Genomic DNA, 15,204 nt, shown 5'->3' on the forward strand with positions numbered 1-15,204 from the left:
GGCTTTCTTCTCGTTAGTCTTCTTTGCCGACGCAAAGAAGAGTGACCGGCAGCCCCCGCAGGGGGATGTCGTATGGCTTTTGGGTCCAAAAACCAACGCCGCCAAGAGAAACGAAACCGCGACCAACCCTGCGGCACGATGTCTTCACGCTCACCGCAACACCAACCCCAAGCCCTTCATCGGGACCAAGAGCGCTCGCGCGCCTCCTGCTGAAGCGCATGCGGCCAATCGCCAATCAAGTTCCAAACGGCATGGAACACCGCGCTAACCAAGCAACACGATCCCCCCCGGCAACGACCGCACCTCCAGCCCAAGCGAGCGCTGCATCTGCGCAATCGCCTTATCCAGCGACCGAATCTGAAACCGCCCCGTCACATGCCTGCCCGCCACCCGCGTATCCAGCAGCACCACCCTACCCGGCCGATAGCGATTGATCTCCTCAACCACCTCACGCAACGGCGCATCGGCAAACCGCAGGTAGCCATCCCGCCACGCCGGCATCCCTGTCGGATCGACATGCAGGATGCGCCCGAACGCAGCACGATCGTAGCTGAGTTGCTGCTTGCCGCTCAGCGTCGCGATGCCTGTGGCATGCGCCACCTGCACGGTCCCCTCGACGCAAGTCACGCATGCGCCGGCCGGCGTGAGCCGCACTTCGAACCGGGCGCTCTGCGCGAACGCGCGTCCCGGCCCGGCCACGACCGCGAACGGCCGCGGCGCATTCAGGGTATCGACGGCGGCTTCGCCGGCGATCAGGTCGATGCCCTGCACACGCCCCGCTCCGGAGCGCACGGCAATACTGGTGCGCGTATTGAGCTCGACGGTGACATCCTCGGCCAGCGCCAGCCGGCGTTGCTCGCCGGTCGCGGTGCGGTAGTCCGCGCGCATCTCCTCCACGGAAGGCCACAAGCCCAGCGGCGGCCGGATGACGGCCACCGTCGCCGCGGCGGCCGCCGCGCTCATGGCGCCGCCGAGAAATGCACGCCGCTGCCAGTTCGGCGCGCGCGGCGTCCCGGCAAAACGCAGGCTGGCCGGATTGCGGGCCACCACCAGCCGGCTGGCCTCGCCCAGTTGCGCCCATCGCTGCCGTGCCACGGACAAAGCCGCCTGGTTGGCGGGATCCGCCAAGCACCAGCGCCGCAGCGCAACGCCGTCGGCCTGTGTCATCTCGCCCGCCGCCACGCGGCGCATCCAGGTGAGCGCCTGCCGCTCGATCGCGTCAAGCGTGCGTTCCGGTTGTAGCGAAGGATTCATCATTCGTGTCATGGCATCAAGCGAGCCGCCACCGTGGTTTGCCCGTGGACATAGACAAGACGGTTGGGAAGCAACAGATCGGCATGCTTTTTTTCATCCATGCTTGGGGCTATGGGCCATGCAGTACTCATGGGCCCGCTTGAGCTCCAGGCCGATCAGGCGCGGCGACACGCCGAAGCGCACCGCAGCCTCCTGGTTCGACAGCTCATCGACCCGCACCGCGAGAAAGATCGCCCGCCGGCGTGGCGGCATGCTTTCGATGAGGCGTGCAACGGCCTCGACCTCGTCACGCGCCGCAACCGTCTGCGCGGGGCCGGGCGCGGGGTCGGCAATCTCGGCCATGAGCGTCTCCATCTCTTCGGCGCTCATGTAACGGCGCTCGCGCTGCAGCCGGTCCAGCGCCAGGTTGGTGGCCATGCGCATCAGGTAGGCGGCCGGGCTCTTGACCGGCTCGCCCTGCTCCTTGCGGTCTTCCAGGTGCACCCAGGTATCGTGCAGCGCATCGCTGGCAAGCTCGGACGAGCCCAGGCGCCATGTCAGGCGGCGCTTGAGGTCGTCGTAGCGTTGCGCGAGCAGCTCGCGCAAGCTGGAGCGGCTGGAGTCGCTCATCTATCGGCTCGCCTGCCGGCCGCAGGGCGGCAGGCGCCGGAGCGGGCCGCCGCCGCATCACAGCGCACCGGCTTGACCAGCAGCACGAATGCCTTGGCCGGATCCCCGGGCGGCTGGCCCACATCGACGTGCTCCACGGTCTCGATGATGGCCGCATCGCGTGCCTTGTCGCCGGTGGTGTCCAGCAGGCGCGCGTGCGCAACGTGGCCGGCCGCGTTGAGCTGCACATAGAGCGCAAGGCGATAGTCCCCGAGCGCGAGTGCGGGCCGCGCGCAGAGCGCCTGATAGACCTGCGACTGCACAGCGCCGTCATATTGCCGCGCCGCGCTGGCCGGGGGCTGCGCGACGACCGTGTCCGCGTAGCGCGGCGCGGGCACCAGCACAAAGGCATCGGCCGCGGTTGCCTGCACGTTCAGCCCCGTGCCCTCGAGCATCTTGCGCAGGGCGTTTTCGGGGCTGAAGGTGCCATGGACGGCAGTCGAGGTTCGCCCCGCTGCCAGCTCGGAGGAAAAGAAGACGGACAGGCTGGTCTGCGCGTCGTATTGCGCCAACGCTTGCCTGAGCGGCTGCGCCGGCAAGTCGAATGCCATCTCGCCCCCGGCGCGGTTGGCGGGCTGCTGGGCGCGGGTCTGCTGGCAGGCCAGGCATAGCGCCAGGACCGCCATATAGACAACCAGTGCGCGCGCACCGGGGGATGCGGCCAAACGTGCCATCACGATCCAATGCCATGTGCGTTGAGGAGTCCTTGCCGCATCGGGCGCTCGGCCCAAGTGCATATCCGTGCGCATCGTAGGGATCCAATGTGACGCCGCCGTGAATGCCTGGCGCCCACAGCCGTGACATGGCTCATTCCTCCTGCGCGGGACCCGCCGGCTGCCGCGTCTCGATCGCGACAAACAGCCGTGCGTTGCCGCGCTGGACCAGCAGCGCCACGGCACCGTCCGCCGCGCTGGCCTCGTCGGCCAGCGCCTCGATGCTGTCGACCGGCTGGCCGTTGACAGCGAGAATCACGTCGCCGGCGTTCATGCCGGCGCGCGACGCGGCCGCGTTCACGCGCTGCACCAGCAGGCCGCCGTCGGTACGCAGCACCTGCCGCTCTTGCGCCCACAACGGCCTGACCATCAGGCCCAGCGGCGCGTGCCCGGGCGCGGCTGGGCGCGCCACCCGTGGCGCGTCGAAGCGATCGGGCCGCACCGCCAGCACGAGCGCGGCGCGGTCCCGCCAGAGGCGCAGCGGGACGGCAACGCCGGGGGCCAGGTCCGCGATGAAGATCAGCGCATCGGCGGACTGCACCACGTCGCGCGCGCCCACCTGCAGGATCACGTCGCCCGGCTTCAGGCCGGCCCGGCTGGCGGCCCCGCCGGGCTGCACATAGCTCACCAGCGCGCCCGCGGGCCGGGGCAGGCGGAACGAATCGGCCAGGGCCTGCGAGACCTCCTGCACCGCCACGCCGATACGCCCGCGTGTCACCGCGCCCTGGCGCAGCAACTGGTCCTTGATGCGCATGGCCACATCGATGGGGATGGCGAACGACAAGCCCTGATAGCCGCCGCTGCGGCTGTAGATGCGGGAATTGATGCCGATCACCTCACCCTTGAGGTTGAACAGCGGGCCGCCGGAGTTGCCGGGATTGACCGGCACGTCGGTCTGCAGGAAGGGCATGTACTCGGCGCCGGGCAGCACCCTGCCCTTGGCGCTGACGATGCCGGCTGTGACCGAGTGACTGAAACCATAGGGTGAGCCGATGGCCAGGGCCCAGCTGCCCACTTCCATGCTCGCTGCGTCGCCGATCTTCACCGTCGGCAAGCCGGTGGCGTCGATCTTGAGCAGGGCGACGTCGGCAACGGCATCCAGCCCGATCAGCCTGGCCTTGAACTCGCGCCGGTCGGTCAGCTTCACGCTGACCAGGGACCCGCGCGCGACCACGTGCGCGTTGGTGAGGATATAGCCGTCGCCGCTGAGGATGAAGCCCGAGCCCAGGCTGGTCTCGTCGACATTGTCCTGGCCCTGCGCACGCCCGCGCAGCGGATCGGGCGATGCCTCGCGGGCTACACCGATGTTGACCACCGCCGGGCCATTCTCGCGGACCAGCCGCGAGAAATCGGGCGCGGCTCGCCACGACGCCGCCTGCAGCGGCGCGCATCCGGCCGTGCCTGCCGCCAGCGCAAAGAGCAGCGCCATGGCGGCAAAAGCCAGCGAGCGCCGCGCGAATCCGCTGCGGCGGCCCAGGTCGAAAGCCATCGCCACCTCAGCTCGCTTGCGCGCCATCCAGCCCCAGCTCCAGCACCATGGGCTGGCGCATATCCGGCGGCGGCGGCTCGGGCAGCGCCTTCGTCATCAGCACCGCGCGCAGGTCCGCGTCGGCCTGCGGATCGCCCAGCGAGTCGAACTCCATGCGCGCCACGCGGCCATCGGGAGCAAGCCACACACGCATCACCAACGACGCGCACGGCAGCGCGCGGGCCTGCATCCAATCCTGCATGCGCAGGGCGCTCGCGTCGGCCGGGTCGCCCAGCCGCGCCTGGAACTCCGTGCTGGCCAGTTGCGCATAGCGCATCCAGTGCTGCGGGAACGGCTGCGCCGGGGCGGCGGCGGAAGACGCCGCGCCCAGGCCCAGGCCCAGGCCCACCAGCCCCAGCGTACGGAGCAAACGCCGCCACATCTTCTGGGGCACGGCCAGCTTGCGCGCGGCAGGACTGGCCTGCCGGCTTGGCTCAATCGGGGAATGCATCGAAGTTCCTGTCTTTCGTCATGGTGCAACTGAAATGCCTGCTGATTGGCCGTGCGTTGATCATCACGCGGCGGCTGCCTCTTCCTGCACAGGAGCATCCGCAGTTGCATCGGCAGTTGCATCAGCACCTGCACCTGCACCTGCATCCGATACCGCCGGCTGGAAGTTGCGCAGATGCAGGAAGAACTGGCCCATCATCTGCGTCCACAGTTGCAGTGCCACGGTGAGATAGTCGGGGCCCACGCCGCCGGAGATCACCACGTCCATCTCAAGCACCAGGAATTCGCCGTGCTGCGCGACGCGCGCGAAGCGCTTGGCGCGATGCCAGTCGCCCAGCACCCCCTCGGGCAACGCGCCGCCTTGCACCCGCAGCGGGCAGCTCAGCGTGAAATCCAGGTACGCATCCGGCGCAAGCGAGTTGCCCCAGAGGACCTGGAAGCCAACGCCGTGGCTGGCGCTGTGCAGGCGCAGCACGCCGTCCTGCTCGATGGCCGTCACGGCGCAGCCGGCGGCCTTGATGGCATCGCCGACCTGCTCCGAAGTCACTGCCATCAGCAGTGCGGGCTGGCTGTCTGCCGAGGTGTCGATCTGGGTTGCGGTGGTGTTCATGGGTATCCTGGTGATTAAAAGATTGGGACTTGGATTGGAGCTTGGATCGGGATTGAGGCTTGCGTGACCGGGCGCCGCGATCCGCGCCCGCGTCCTGTTCAGTTCGCCTTGTGCAGCACGGCATCCAGCGCGGCGGTGTCGATGCTGGCCGCGCCAGGCGCAACCAGCCTTGCCATATAGGCCTGCACGAGCTGCTGCTGGCGTTGCTGGCGCATGGCCGCCACCAGCTGCGGCTTGATCTCGTCGAGCGTGGCAATGCGGCCAGCCTGCGTGTCCAGCAGCTTCATCACATGAAAGCCCGCGGCCGATTGCACCGGGTCGCTCACCTGGCCAACCTTGAGCCTGGCAACGGTGTCGCGCACTTCCGGCAGCATCTGCGCCAGCGGCAGCGCGCCGACCTCCCCGCCGCGTTCGGCACCGCGGGGATCCTGCGAGCGGCTCTTGGCGAGCGCCGCGAAATCGCCCTGCCGTGCCTGCGTGGCAAGCTTGCGGGCTTCGTCGCGCACCTTGGCCATGGCCGCGGCATCGCTGCCCTGGGTGGCCAGGAAGATCTGCGTCACGCGGTAGGTGGCGGGCACCTGGAAGTTCGCCTTGCCGTCTTCATAGGCCGCCTTCACCTCGGGCTCGGACGGATAGCCCGCCGGCAGCTGCGCGACCGACTCCAGGTAGGTCGAGGCGACGATCCGCGCGGAGATCTCGCGCATGGCGGCATCGACGCGCGCCTTTACCTCAGGCCGTTCCGCCCAGCCCTTGCCCTGTGCCTCGCGCAGCAGCGCTTCACTGGCCAGGCGCTGGCGCAGCCAGTTCTCGATGCCCGCGCGGTTGCTCCTGGCTGCGGCGCGGTCCGCTTCCGGCAGGCCCTGCAGCAGCCGCTCCACATCATCCTGGCCAACGGTGACCGAGCCGGCGCGCGCCACCACCGGACCGCTTGCCGTGGCGGGCTCCGCGGCCTGCACCGGCGCTGCGCTCAGCCACGAGGCCAGCAGGACGCCGATGGCCGCGCGCACGGGCGGCAGCATGGACTGGGCATGTGATTTCATTCGAATCATCTGTGTCTTACCTTTTTTCTCCGGGAGCGCGGGCGAACGCCTGCGCGGGCCGGCGGCATCGCCTTGCCCGCGCGCAGGCCCGCGCGCCTCATGACATCGCAGCAACATGACAAAACACTCACGCCCCAGCAACAGCAGGCTCGGCGCCACCGCCATACGCGGTCCGTTGCTGGCTTTGCGCGTCATGGGCGTGGCGCCTCTGCCGCGCCCGTGGTGCTCGTGACGCTCGTCGTGCTCGCCGCAGCATTGACATCGGCAGCCGCCTGCGCGGGTGCGTCGGCGGCTGCCGCGGCGCCGGCCGCGAAGCGCCCTTCATACAGCTTGTCGCCATACTCCTGCGCGATCTGCTCGAACTTCACCCGGCTCTGCGCCGCGAAGGGCTGGCGCGCGATCATCACCGTGCCCAGGTCCACCGTCTCGTAGGCGCGCAGGATCTCCTGGCCCACTGCGTAGAGCTTCGCGTTCTTGGCCTCGCACTGCGCCACGGTGGCATGCTGGGCCTTGGCCTCCAGGGCCAGGCGCTGGCGGTCCGCCTCGGCCGCGCGCGCGAGCTTGAGCAGTTCGTCATAGGCGTTGCGGTACTGTGCAATCTGCGTGCTCGCCTTCTCGGCAACCGCCTGTGCCTGCTGTTGCGCCTGCTGGTTCCTGTCACTCAGCCGCTCGCGCTCCTGGCGCTCGGCAGCGAGTTGGGCACGGGCGCGCTCCAGTTCCTTCTTCGCGTCGGCGTCCGCGCCGGATGGCGCGGCGCCGGCATGTGGCGCGCCGGCCTTGAGCGCGGCCAGTTCGTTCTGCGCCTGTTGCAGCTGCGTGGTGGTAACGCGCAACTGGGCGCGCAGGCGCTCTTCCATGGTCTGGGCCGGCTGGGCGTGAGCCGCTGCGCCGGCCATCATGAAGCTGGCGGCGAGCGCCAGTGGACGCCAGGCGCCGCGCAAGCGTGATGTGGATGACACGGTATCCCTCCTAGAAGCGCGTGTTGATCTCGACCTGCAAGATATCGATCGCCAGCGGCGGGCCATAGACCTCCTTGGTCGACGTCCAGCGGCCGGTCACCCACGTGTTCTTGTCGAGCGCGTACGAGCCGCCCACGTAGTAGCCGCGTGCGTTGGTGCCGCCCAGGTGGAAGGTCGAATCGTTGTAGCCGTCCGGCATGGCATCCGGCTCGATGCGCTTGTAGCCAAGCAGCATGTTCCAGTCGCCCCTGGCAAGCGTCACGGGCTTGCCCAGCGTGGCCTGGAACATATAGGCGTTGCCGCCGCTCTTGAAGTCCGCGCGGCTGGTGCCGCCGCTGCCGCCGAAGTTATTGACGATGCCGCCGTTTGCACGCGAGAACATGCCGCCCTCGTCGTAGGCCAGGTTGCGGATGTAGTTCGCATCCATGCGCAGGCCGAGGCTGCCCGCCACCTTGGTTTCCCAGCGGAAGTTCAGGTCCAGCAACTGGAACTTGGAGGCCAGGCCCACGTATTGCGGCTGCGGCGTGCCAGCCGGATCCAGCGGATTGAGCGCGATATTGCGCAACAGCATCAGCGTGTTGCCCTTCTGCATGAAGGCCGGGCGTGACCAGTCGGTGCTGCAGCCGTCGGCGCCGGCGTACAGCGCGCAAGGCTGCGACACCTGGCCGCTGACGTTGCGGAAGTCGTAGTACGCCAGCGCACCGCGCAGGCGGTTGTCGTTGTTGAGCTTCCAGCTCGCGCCGATCTGTGCGCCCAGCAGCCATTTCTTCTCGCTGCTCGCCTTGTTCTGGCTGCGGCTGGGGAAGCTGTCGGAGGAATACTCGAGCGGCACCAGGCCGAGCGTGCCGAACAGCGCGACGTCCCGGTTGGGCAACGCCTTGTCGAACTGGGCGGCCAGGCCGTCGAAGTTCAGGTCGTTCGAGAACAGCAGGTCGGACGACACGAACGGGTTGCCGAAGCGGCCGGCGGTGAGGTTGACCCATTCGGCCGGCTTGTACGACAGCCAGCCCTGGTCGAGCCACACGTTCTTCTTGGCCAGGCCGCCGCCCAGCGTCTGGTTGGTGGACACCGGGCTGTCGTCGTTGCCGGTGGCAATGCGGATGCCCGCGTGCGTGCTGTCGGAAATATCGGCCAGCACGCCGAACCTGGCGCGGGCACGCAGCAGGCTCACGCGGTTCTGCCGCGTGTTGACCAGCGGCGGCAGCGAGAGATTGGTGTTCGGGTTGACATCGAAGCCGCTGCCCTGGTTGATGGCCGCCCAGTCGATGGCGATATCGCTGTTGTTGCTGGAATAGAAGCGCGATTCGTCGCGCACGCGCACGTCGCCTTCGATGCGGATGCGCTTGGTCCACTCCGGCGTTTCGTTCGGTGCCGCCCAGCCTTCGGCCTGGGCTTGGGCCATGACCTGACCCTTGACCTCGTCGCGGATCTGGTCGCGCACGGTGTCGGAAATATAGGGCACGCGCACGTCGCCCGGCTCCACGCGCATGCCGCCGGCAGCGGTGGCCGATGCCGAGGCCAAGCGCTGCGCCTGCTGTTGCGCCATGGCTTCGGTCTGGGCCTGGGCAAGCAAGGCTTCGCCGGCATCTTTTTTCAGGGCGCCACTTTGCATCAGGCCACGGATCAGCTTGACCATGGTGCTATCGGCGGGTGCCGCGCTTTGCGCGTAGCCCGCGCCGCTTGCGCCGAGCAGCGCGATCGCCATGGCGGCGGCCAGCGCGTGGGTCTTGCGGGCCGGCTGCGCATGGCGCCGGGAGTTTGCTGGATGGTTCATCGGTTCGTTCACGAGAATGAGGTGGAATAGGTAGGGCATGCGGTAGGGCATGCGGTGAGGCATGCGGCGGCGGCCTGCAGGCCGCGTCACGGCCGGCGCCCCTTGATCGACATGCGCATCGGAAAGCGCAGCGACGCCGGCGGCCGTTCGTCGGCCCGGAAATCGCGCACCATGGCCAGCACGGCTTCATCGGTCTGCGCGTTGCCGGTGCCGCGCACCAGTTGCACACGCGTGGCGCGGCCGTCGGCGTCCAGCCACAGCTCGATGCGGATGTCCTCGAACGCCAGCTGCCGGGTGCGCTGGTCGCGCGCGAAAGCCTGCTGCAAGGCACCCGAGACGTAGCTCGCGTAAGACCGGCTGCCCAGCCCGCCGCCACCGCCGGTCATGCCGCCGCCGCGCCCGGCCTGGATGCCGAATGCATCCGTGCCGGCTTGCGCCGCGCCGTCGATCGTGACCGGGTCGCCGAGATCCTTCGACGGGCTTGGGGGTGCGTCGTCCTTTGGCGCTTCCTGCGGGTCCGCCGGCTTGGGCTCGGGCTCGACCACCTCCGGCTTGACCTTCTCCGGCACCGGCTCGGGCGGCTTCTCGGGCTCGGGAGGCGGCGGCGGCGGTGGCAGCACCAGCATCGGCGTGGCCGCCACCTCGCGCTTGGTGCTGGCCGTGTCGGACAGCAGGCGCCAGACCAGCACGGCCAGCCCGATGATGACCAGCGCGCCGATGATCAGCCCGCCCCAGCGGCGCCACAAGGCGATGGCGCGCTGCCGGGGAGGAGGAGTTGGATCACGATGTTTCACCCGACTCTCCTCACGCCGGCTTGCCGGTGACGAGGCCGATCTGGTTCAGGTCGATGCGCCTGAGCAGGTCCAGCACCTCCACCACCTTCGCGTACTGCACGGCGGCGTCGCCCCGCACGATCACGGGGAAATCCGGCGTGAGCGCCTTCTCCGTGCGCAAGCGCTCCTCCAGCTCAGGCAGCGTCACCGGATAAGCGTCGAGGAACACCTGGCCCGCGTTGTCGATCGTGATGGCCTTGGTCTTGGGCTTCTCCAGCGCAACCGACGAACTCGCCTTGGGCAGGTCCACCTTGATGCCCGGAATGCTGGCATTGCTGGTCAGGATGAAAATCACCAGCACCACCAGCAGCACGTCGACGAAGGGCGTGATGTTGATGCCGCCCGTGCGCTTCTTGGTGCCGAATTTGGCTGCGTATGCCATGGCCGCGCGCTCCCCTTAAGCCCGGTGCAGGGCGGCGGGGACGCGACGTCCCTCGCCCTGCTCTTCGGCCAGGCGCGTGGCGAACTCGTCCACGAACACCGCCATGTCGGCGCCGATCGAGTCCGAGCGCGAGGCGAGCCAGTTGTAGCCGAACAGCGCGGGAATCGCGACGCCCAGCCCGGCAGCGGTACACAGCAAGGCCGCGGCCATGCCCGGCGCCACCGAGTTGATATCCACCGCGCCGGCCATGGCCGCCACGACGAACACCAGCATGATCCCGATCACGGTGCCGAACAGGCCCACATACGGCGCGCCTTCGATGGTGGTCGACAGCCAGTTCATGCGCTTGGCCATGCGCTCGCTCTCGCGCACCATCACGCCATCCATGGCCGCGCGGATCGCGCTGATGGTCGCGTCGGAGACTGCGTTGAGGTCGTAGCCCATCTGATGGCGGCGGTGCAATTCTTCGACCGCCATTTCATACAAGCGCCACAGCGACGAATCCGCCTTGACGGCCTCGGGTACGCGGTTGCTCTTGGCCAGCTGGTCCAGCGGCGCGCCGGCCGCTTCGCGGAAATGCACCATGAATGCAGCGTTGGCGCGCGAGGTGGCGCCGTAGCTGCGGCCCTTGCTGATCATGATGGCCCACGACAGCGCCATCATGATGCCGAGCAGGCCCACCACGATCCAGGCGTCCAGCGGCATGGCGGCGAGGATGAAACCGAAATGGCTCTTGCCGGCCTGCTGCTCGTCCGCGCCGAACACGGCCAGGCGCGATTCAGCACCTTGCGATACGGCGTCGGCGAGGATCAGCGCATCCGGGCGCGCGACCTTGGACAAACGCACTTCATCGATGGCACCGGAAAACGGGCTCAGCGCGGTAGCCGCGGCCGGCGCGTTGGGCGCTGCCCCTGCCGCCGCGTCGGCACCGAGCGTGGCCGGCGTGTTCAGCGCCGGCAAGGCGGTTGCCAGCGATGCGGCAGGACGTCCACCGACATACAGCGACACGCTCTTGCCATCGGACTTGACTGCCAGGTGCGACCACTGCCCCGCCTGCACGGGCTGGCCGGGATTGCTGCGCTGGCCATTGACCTGCACGAACGGCACGCCCTGGTCGATGCCGATGACGAGTTCGCCAGCGCCATCGCGGCGCGCATAGACGACTTGCTGCGGGCCGAGCTTCTCGGGGCGTACCCAGGCGGAGAAGCCGAACGGCGCGCCGGCTGCCTGCGCCAGCGATGGGGACGACGGCAGCACCAGCGGGGCGGCGCCGAGCTGCGCGCCCTTGCCGATGACCGTGCCATCGACGCTCACCACGGCGGTCTGGCTGTGGTTGCCGTAAGCCGTGGTGTCGCGCGCCGGCACGCTGCCTTCGGCAAAGTGGTAGACCAGCGTGTAGTCGGGGTCGAAGGTCCGCTGGCCATTGCCCGATGCCGGCGCCTTGGCGTTGCCGTAGTACATCCACAACTGCTGCGGGCCGGCGGCCGAGACCGACGGGACGTCGATCCAGATCAGCGCGATGCCCAGGAGCGGATCGAACTGTTCGATCTGGTGGTTAAGCACGGTCTTGTCGTCGGCGGCGACAAAGCGCAGGTCGGCGCCGGTCTCGCTCACGCCTTCAAAGCTGAAGTTGCCGGTATGCAGGCGCAGCAGCACCGGGGTACGCCCGGCATCGCCGCCGATCGCGCCGGCCTTGGGGCCGGCGTCGATCGTGATCGGCTTGCGATAGGCCCAGTCGGGCTGCCACCAGGCATGGGCCAGGTCCGGCAGGAGTGTGCTCAGCAGCGTGAGCACGAGCAAAAGGATGCGTCGCATGACAGTGGTTCTCGGTTAGCTCGTCGGGAGTCGATGTATCAGGTTGGAAACGGCGCGCTGCACGCGCTCAGTAGCTGGCGGTGACGCTGAAGTTCACGCGCGGGTCGCCGCGCTGCGTGCGTGGCCCGTCCTTGAGCGGATAGCCCAGGTCCAGGCGCCCGGTGACCTTCTGGCCGAGGCGGAACGTGGTGCCCACACCTACCGAGGCGAGCGAGAAATTGCTGTTCTGCTCGGGCAACGGATCGCGCAGGCGGACCTGGCCGGCATCGGCAAACAGGTAAGCACGCCAGTTTTCAACCACGGAAGTGAAGAAGGCCAGCGGTGGCGTGCGCATTTCCACGGACCCGACCACGCCATAGTCTCCGGTGGACTCGGCGGACAGGTAGCCGCGCACCGAGTTCATGCCGCCGGCTGCGATCTGCTCGTTCGAGACCAGTGGGGAATCCGTGATCTGGGCAGCCAGGCGCCAACCCAGCTGCGCGTTGCCCGCGAAGGTGTAGGCGCCATTGGTATCGCCCTTGAGCACCATGAAGCTCGGCGACGCCTTGTAGCGCTTGTTGTCGAATTGCAGCGCGGTGCTGCCGTAGCCAAGGAAGCTGCGCGTGCCCGCGACCAGCGACAGGTTCAGGCCATAGGTGCCGCGCTCCGTCTGGCCGAAGCCCGAGTAGCCGAGCGTGATCGGCGCGTACTTGAGCGGGACCGTATTGCCGGTGCTGCCCAGGCGCGTCACCTCTTCGTTGTCCTTGAAGTCCACGCCCGCGCTGAATGCGTGCCACCACGCTCCGGTGTTCGGCACGGTGTAGGTGGCCTTCACGCCAACCGCATGGCCCTTGCCCAATACGTTCGTGCCGCCCGTCGTCGCGACGTTGCTGTCCGATTTGTAGCCAGAAGCCTCGAGGCCCCAGTTAGTGCCACGCAGCGGCGCCACATACGAGCCAGACCACACCTGGGTCTGGTTCAGGTCCTGCGGGGCGCCAAAGAAGCTGACCGAGGCGCTGTGCCCCAGCTGCCAAAGGTTGTCGTGGCCCAGCGAAGCCGTGGCCCGCAGTTGCTTGGTATCCGCGCTGTAGTCGTTGTTCAGGCCCACGCTCGCCCGCCACGGGCTGCTGTCCTCGACCTTGAGGTCAACGTCCATGGTGCCAGGCAGCGCGCCCTGCTTGACCAGCGGCATCACCTGCCGGTTCGCGGTCCGGTTCAAGGCAGTGAGCTCCGTCTGCGCCTGGTTGAAGTCCGGCACCGTGCCCGGCGCCAGCGCGGGCACCTGCTCGCGCACCTCTACCGGCGAGTTGTACTGCGCTCCCACCACACGCACTCGGCCCACCTTGGTCTCGCTCACCTGCAGAAAGACCACGCCGCCGACCGCCTGCTGCTCAGGCAGGTCCACGTACACCGACTGGAACCCCTTGGCCTGGTAGGCCGCCAGTAGCGCATCGCGCGCGCCCTCGATATCCTTCATCGTGCGCTTCGGCCCAAGGTAAGGCGTGACCGCGCGCTCGATCGCGCGCGCATCCAGCACCGTGTTCCCACGCACGATGTACTCGTTGATGTCGACGCGCCGTTGCGCATCGGCCTGCACGCCAGGCGTTGCCGCCTCGGTGGCAGCGGGGGCCTGCGCCATCGCGGTTCCCTGCGTCCCTAGTCCTAGCACCGCCAGACATAGCGCCCTCCAGCGCGCGGACGCATCGTTCTTGTTCTTGTCATGCATGTGTTTGCTCAATCCCTTGCGAAACAATTGCCGTCGTTCCCTTGCGCCGGCGCCTCGACCAGAGGCAAGTCGTAAGCGATCGCATCCGATGAGGCCATGATGAGCGGTCATCATTTCAGCGCCGCGTACGATTGGTTAGACGAACGGCCCGCGCGCCGAATGTCGTTTGTCACGAAAGCTTCATGTGCTGGCGCGGAGCATGGCGATGCGCCTCGACGGCGGCGATATCGCAGGGCAATTGCATGCCGCGCCACCCGGAATGGAGCGCTACACTTCAGGCATATCGTCAATGGCGTGGTTGGCAATCAATGAAGACGGAGCACGAAATGCGCGGATGGCTGAACGCTGTAGTGATTGCCGCAGGTAGCCTTGGCGCGGCCTGCCCGCTACTCGCTGCGGAGGTATCCCCACCAACCGGGGATGGCACGGCGCGCTGCGTCGAGGTCGAAGTCAATGGCATGCGGGCCCCATCGTTTCCTTGCCTGACGCAGAGACTAAGCCCCAAGCCCGCCCCCGGCCAGCCGCCCTCGGAGCGCAAGCTGGCGTCCGAGGCCATCGTGGAGCGTCCCTCCAACGCCCTGGGGCTGTTCAACTATTCGGCGACCAGCCACCGCATGGGCAACACCTTCGGCACATCGGTCACGCCGCAACGGCCATAGCCACGTTAGCGGCCGCAAGCTAGTTCATTCACCACGGATTCTTTAAAGGAAAAGACGTGCCATTCATCATCGCCGGCCTCGCCTTGATCGGTGCCCTCATCTACGGCGCGGTCCGCCTGTACGCCACGGTGGCCGCAGCCTATGGCGCGATCGCCGGAACCGCTGCCGTCTTGTTCTGCGCGGCGCTGCTCGTGGCATTCGTCGCAAGCCTTGTCCGCCGCTACCGCGCGATCCACGGCGTCAAGATCAAGGGCGAGCGCATCCTGTCGCTGGAGGGCGCGTGGGGGACGATGCGCGTGGATCCGGAACGCAAGCGTGGCGCGCTGGATGTCGACGGACAGCAGGCGAAGTTTATTTTTGCGGATATAGCGAGTGCCGCCGCGCTGGAGAACGGCACCGCATGGGTGCTTGCCTTGCGCCTTGAACACCAGGCGCAGGGCAGTTGGCAGATCCCGATGGCAAGCCGGAAGGAAGCGTTGCGCTGGGCGAAGATATTCGACCTGGCCGCCGTGCAGAAGCTATGAAGGCCTGGTGCTGCGCGGCTCGCCCGAGCGGCACGGACGGCAACGCCATCGGAGCGAACGCGCCTGCCTCGGTGCGGGCCTGAGCGGGCGCAATGCCGCCTTGCGTGTTCAGGCGCTGAACGCAATGCACTTCCGCTAGCAAGCCCCCCCCCCTTTCGGAACTCGTCGCCTGCAACAGCAATACATGGGCTCAACCACAGGCGCGCGGCAAAAAATGATCACTGGAATTCTGCAAGCCTGACGGCTACGCTGATAGGCGGACCGTTGCGCCAGGTGAGCGCGCGAGGGTCGTCGGCTTTACATCGACTTT

16 protein-coding genes are annotated in these 15,204 nt (G+C 67.9%); 3 read left to right on the forward strand and 13 right to left on the reverse strand.

All coding sequences use genetic code 11. From position 1 onward, the window contains the following. The coding region (locus AC1RWI_RS08325; RefSeq protein WP_492865703.1) for a hypothetical protein at positions 1-268 on the forward strand (268 nt) is incomplete at its 5' end. Here AC1RWI_RS08325 and AC1RWI_RS08330 read toward each other — a convergent pair. The 13 genes from AC1RWI_RS08330 to AC1RWI_RS08390 form a co-directional block, all read right to left on the reverse strand. Continuing rightward, positions 265-1,266, reverse strand: a complete 1,002-nt coding sequence (locus AC1RWI_RS08330) for a FecR family protein (protein WP_492865705.1) — start codon at positions 1,264-1,266, stop codon at positions 265-267. The genes AC1RWI_RS08325 and AC1RWI_RS08330 overlap by 4 nt on opposite strands. An 81-nt stretch (positions 1,267-1,347) precedes the next feature. Then, positions 1,348-1,863: an RNA polymerase sigma factor gene (locus AC1RWI_RS08335; protein WP_492865707.1), complete on the reverse strand. Its 516-nt coding sequence runs from the start codon at positions 1,861-1,863 to the stop codon at positions 1,348-1,350. Further along, entirely contained in the window at positions 1,860-2,576 is a 717-nt protein-coding gene (locus tag AC1RWI_RS08340) for an STN domain-containing protein (protein WP_492865798.1), read from the reverse strand. The genes AC1RWI_RS08335 and AC1RWI_RS08340 overlap by 4 nt, the downstream gene beginning before the upstream one ends. 133 nt (positions 2,577-2,709) lie before the next feature. Further along, positions 2,710-4,131, reverse strand: a complete 1,422-nt coding sequence (locus AC1RWI_RS08345; protein WP_492865709.1) for a trypsin-like peptidase domain-containing protein — start codon at positions 4,129-4,131, stop codon at positions 2,710-2,712. Then, a complete protein-coding gene (locus AC1RWI_RS08350) occupies positions 4,112-4,594 on the reverse strand; it encodes a YbaB/EbfC family DNA-binding protein (protein WP_492865711.1) in 483 nt (160 codons plus the stop codon). Before AC1RWI_RS08350 ends, AC1RWI_RS08345 begins: the two co-directional genes overlap by 20 nt. A gap of 63 nt (positions 4,595-4,657) precedes the next feature. Continuing rightward, positions 4,658-5,203 carry a YbjN domain-containing protein gene (locus AC1RWI_RS08355; protein WP_492865713.1) on the reverse strand — a complete coding sequence of 182 codons (546 nt, stop codon included), beginning with the start codon at positions 5,201-5,203 and terminating at the stop codon, positions 4,658-4,660. Positions 5,204-5,301: 98 nt separating this feature from the next. Beyond that, positions 5,302-6,243, reverse strand: coding sequence for a peptidylprolyl isomerase (locus AC1RWI_RS08360; protein ID WP_492865715.1), 942 nt, complete (start codon positions 6,241-6,243; stop codon positions 5,302-5,304). A 191-nt stretch (positions 6,244-6,434) separates the two neighbouring features. Next, a complete protein-coding gene (locus AC1RWI_RS08365; protein ID WP_492865717.1) occupies positions 6,435-7,202 on the reverse strand; it encodes a hypothetical protein in 768 nt (255 codons plus the stop codon). A gap of 10 nt (positions 7,203-7,212) precedes the next feature. Then, the gene (locus tag AC1RWI_RS08370) at positions 7,213-8,976 is read right to left on the reverse strand and encodes a putative porin (RefSeq protein WP_492865719.1); all 1,764 of its coding nucleotides are present in this window, start codon (positions 8,974-8,976) and stop codon (positions 7,213-7,215) included. A gap of 86 nt (positions 8,977-9,062) precedes the next feature. Beyond that, positions 9,063-9,770, reverse strand: coding sequence for an energy transducer TonB (locus AC1RWI_RS08375; protein ID WP_492865721.1), 708 nt, complete (start codon positions 9,768-9,770; stop codon positions 9,063-9,065). Positions 9,771-9,780: 10 nt separating this feature from the next. Next, positions 9,781-10,191, reverse strand: a complete 411-nt coding sequence (locus AC1RWI_RS08380; protein ID WP_006158977.1) for an ExbD/TolR family protein — start codon at positions 10,189-10,191, stop codon at positions 9,781-9,783. A 15-nt stretch (positions 10,192-10,206) separates the two neighbouring features. Beyond that, complete coding sequence (locus AC1RWI_RS08385; protein ID WP_043348260.1) at positions 10,207-12,006, reverse strand: DUF2341 domain-containing protein; 1,800 nt, start codon at positions 12,004-12,006, stop codon at positions 10,207-10,209. 67 nt (positions 12,007-12,073) lie between these two features. After that, positions 12,074-13,711, reverse strand: a complete 1,638-nt coding sequence (locus AC1RWI_RS08390) for a ShlB/FhaC/HecB family hemolysin secretion/activation protein (RefSeq protein ID WP_082054909.1) — start codon at positions 13,709-13,711, stop codon at positions 12,074-12,076. A gap of 326 nt (positions 13,712-14,037) precedes the next feature. Here AC1RWI_RS08390 and AC1RWI_RS08395 point away from each other — a divergent pair, with 326 nt between their 5' ends. Together AC1RWI_RS08395 and AC1RWI_RS08400 are read left to right on the forward strand one after the other, a co-directional pair. Next, complete coding sequence (locus AC1RWI_RS08395) at positions 14,038-14,370, forward strand: hypothetical protein (RefSeq protein WP_492865724.1); 333 nt, start codon at positions 14,038-14,040, stop codon at positions 14,368-14,370. A 56-nt stretch (positions 14,371-14,426) separates the two neighbouring features. Then, entirely contained in the window at positions 14,427-14,894 is a 468-nt protein-coding gene (locus tag AC1RWI_RS08400) for a hypothetical protein (RefSeq protein WP_492865726.1), read from the forward strand. The last annotated feature ends 310 nt before the right edge of the window (positions 14,895-15,204 follow it).

The organism is Cupriavidus sp. MPR-AND1C (genome assembly GCF_058809705.1).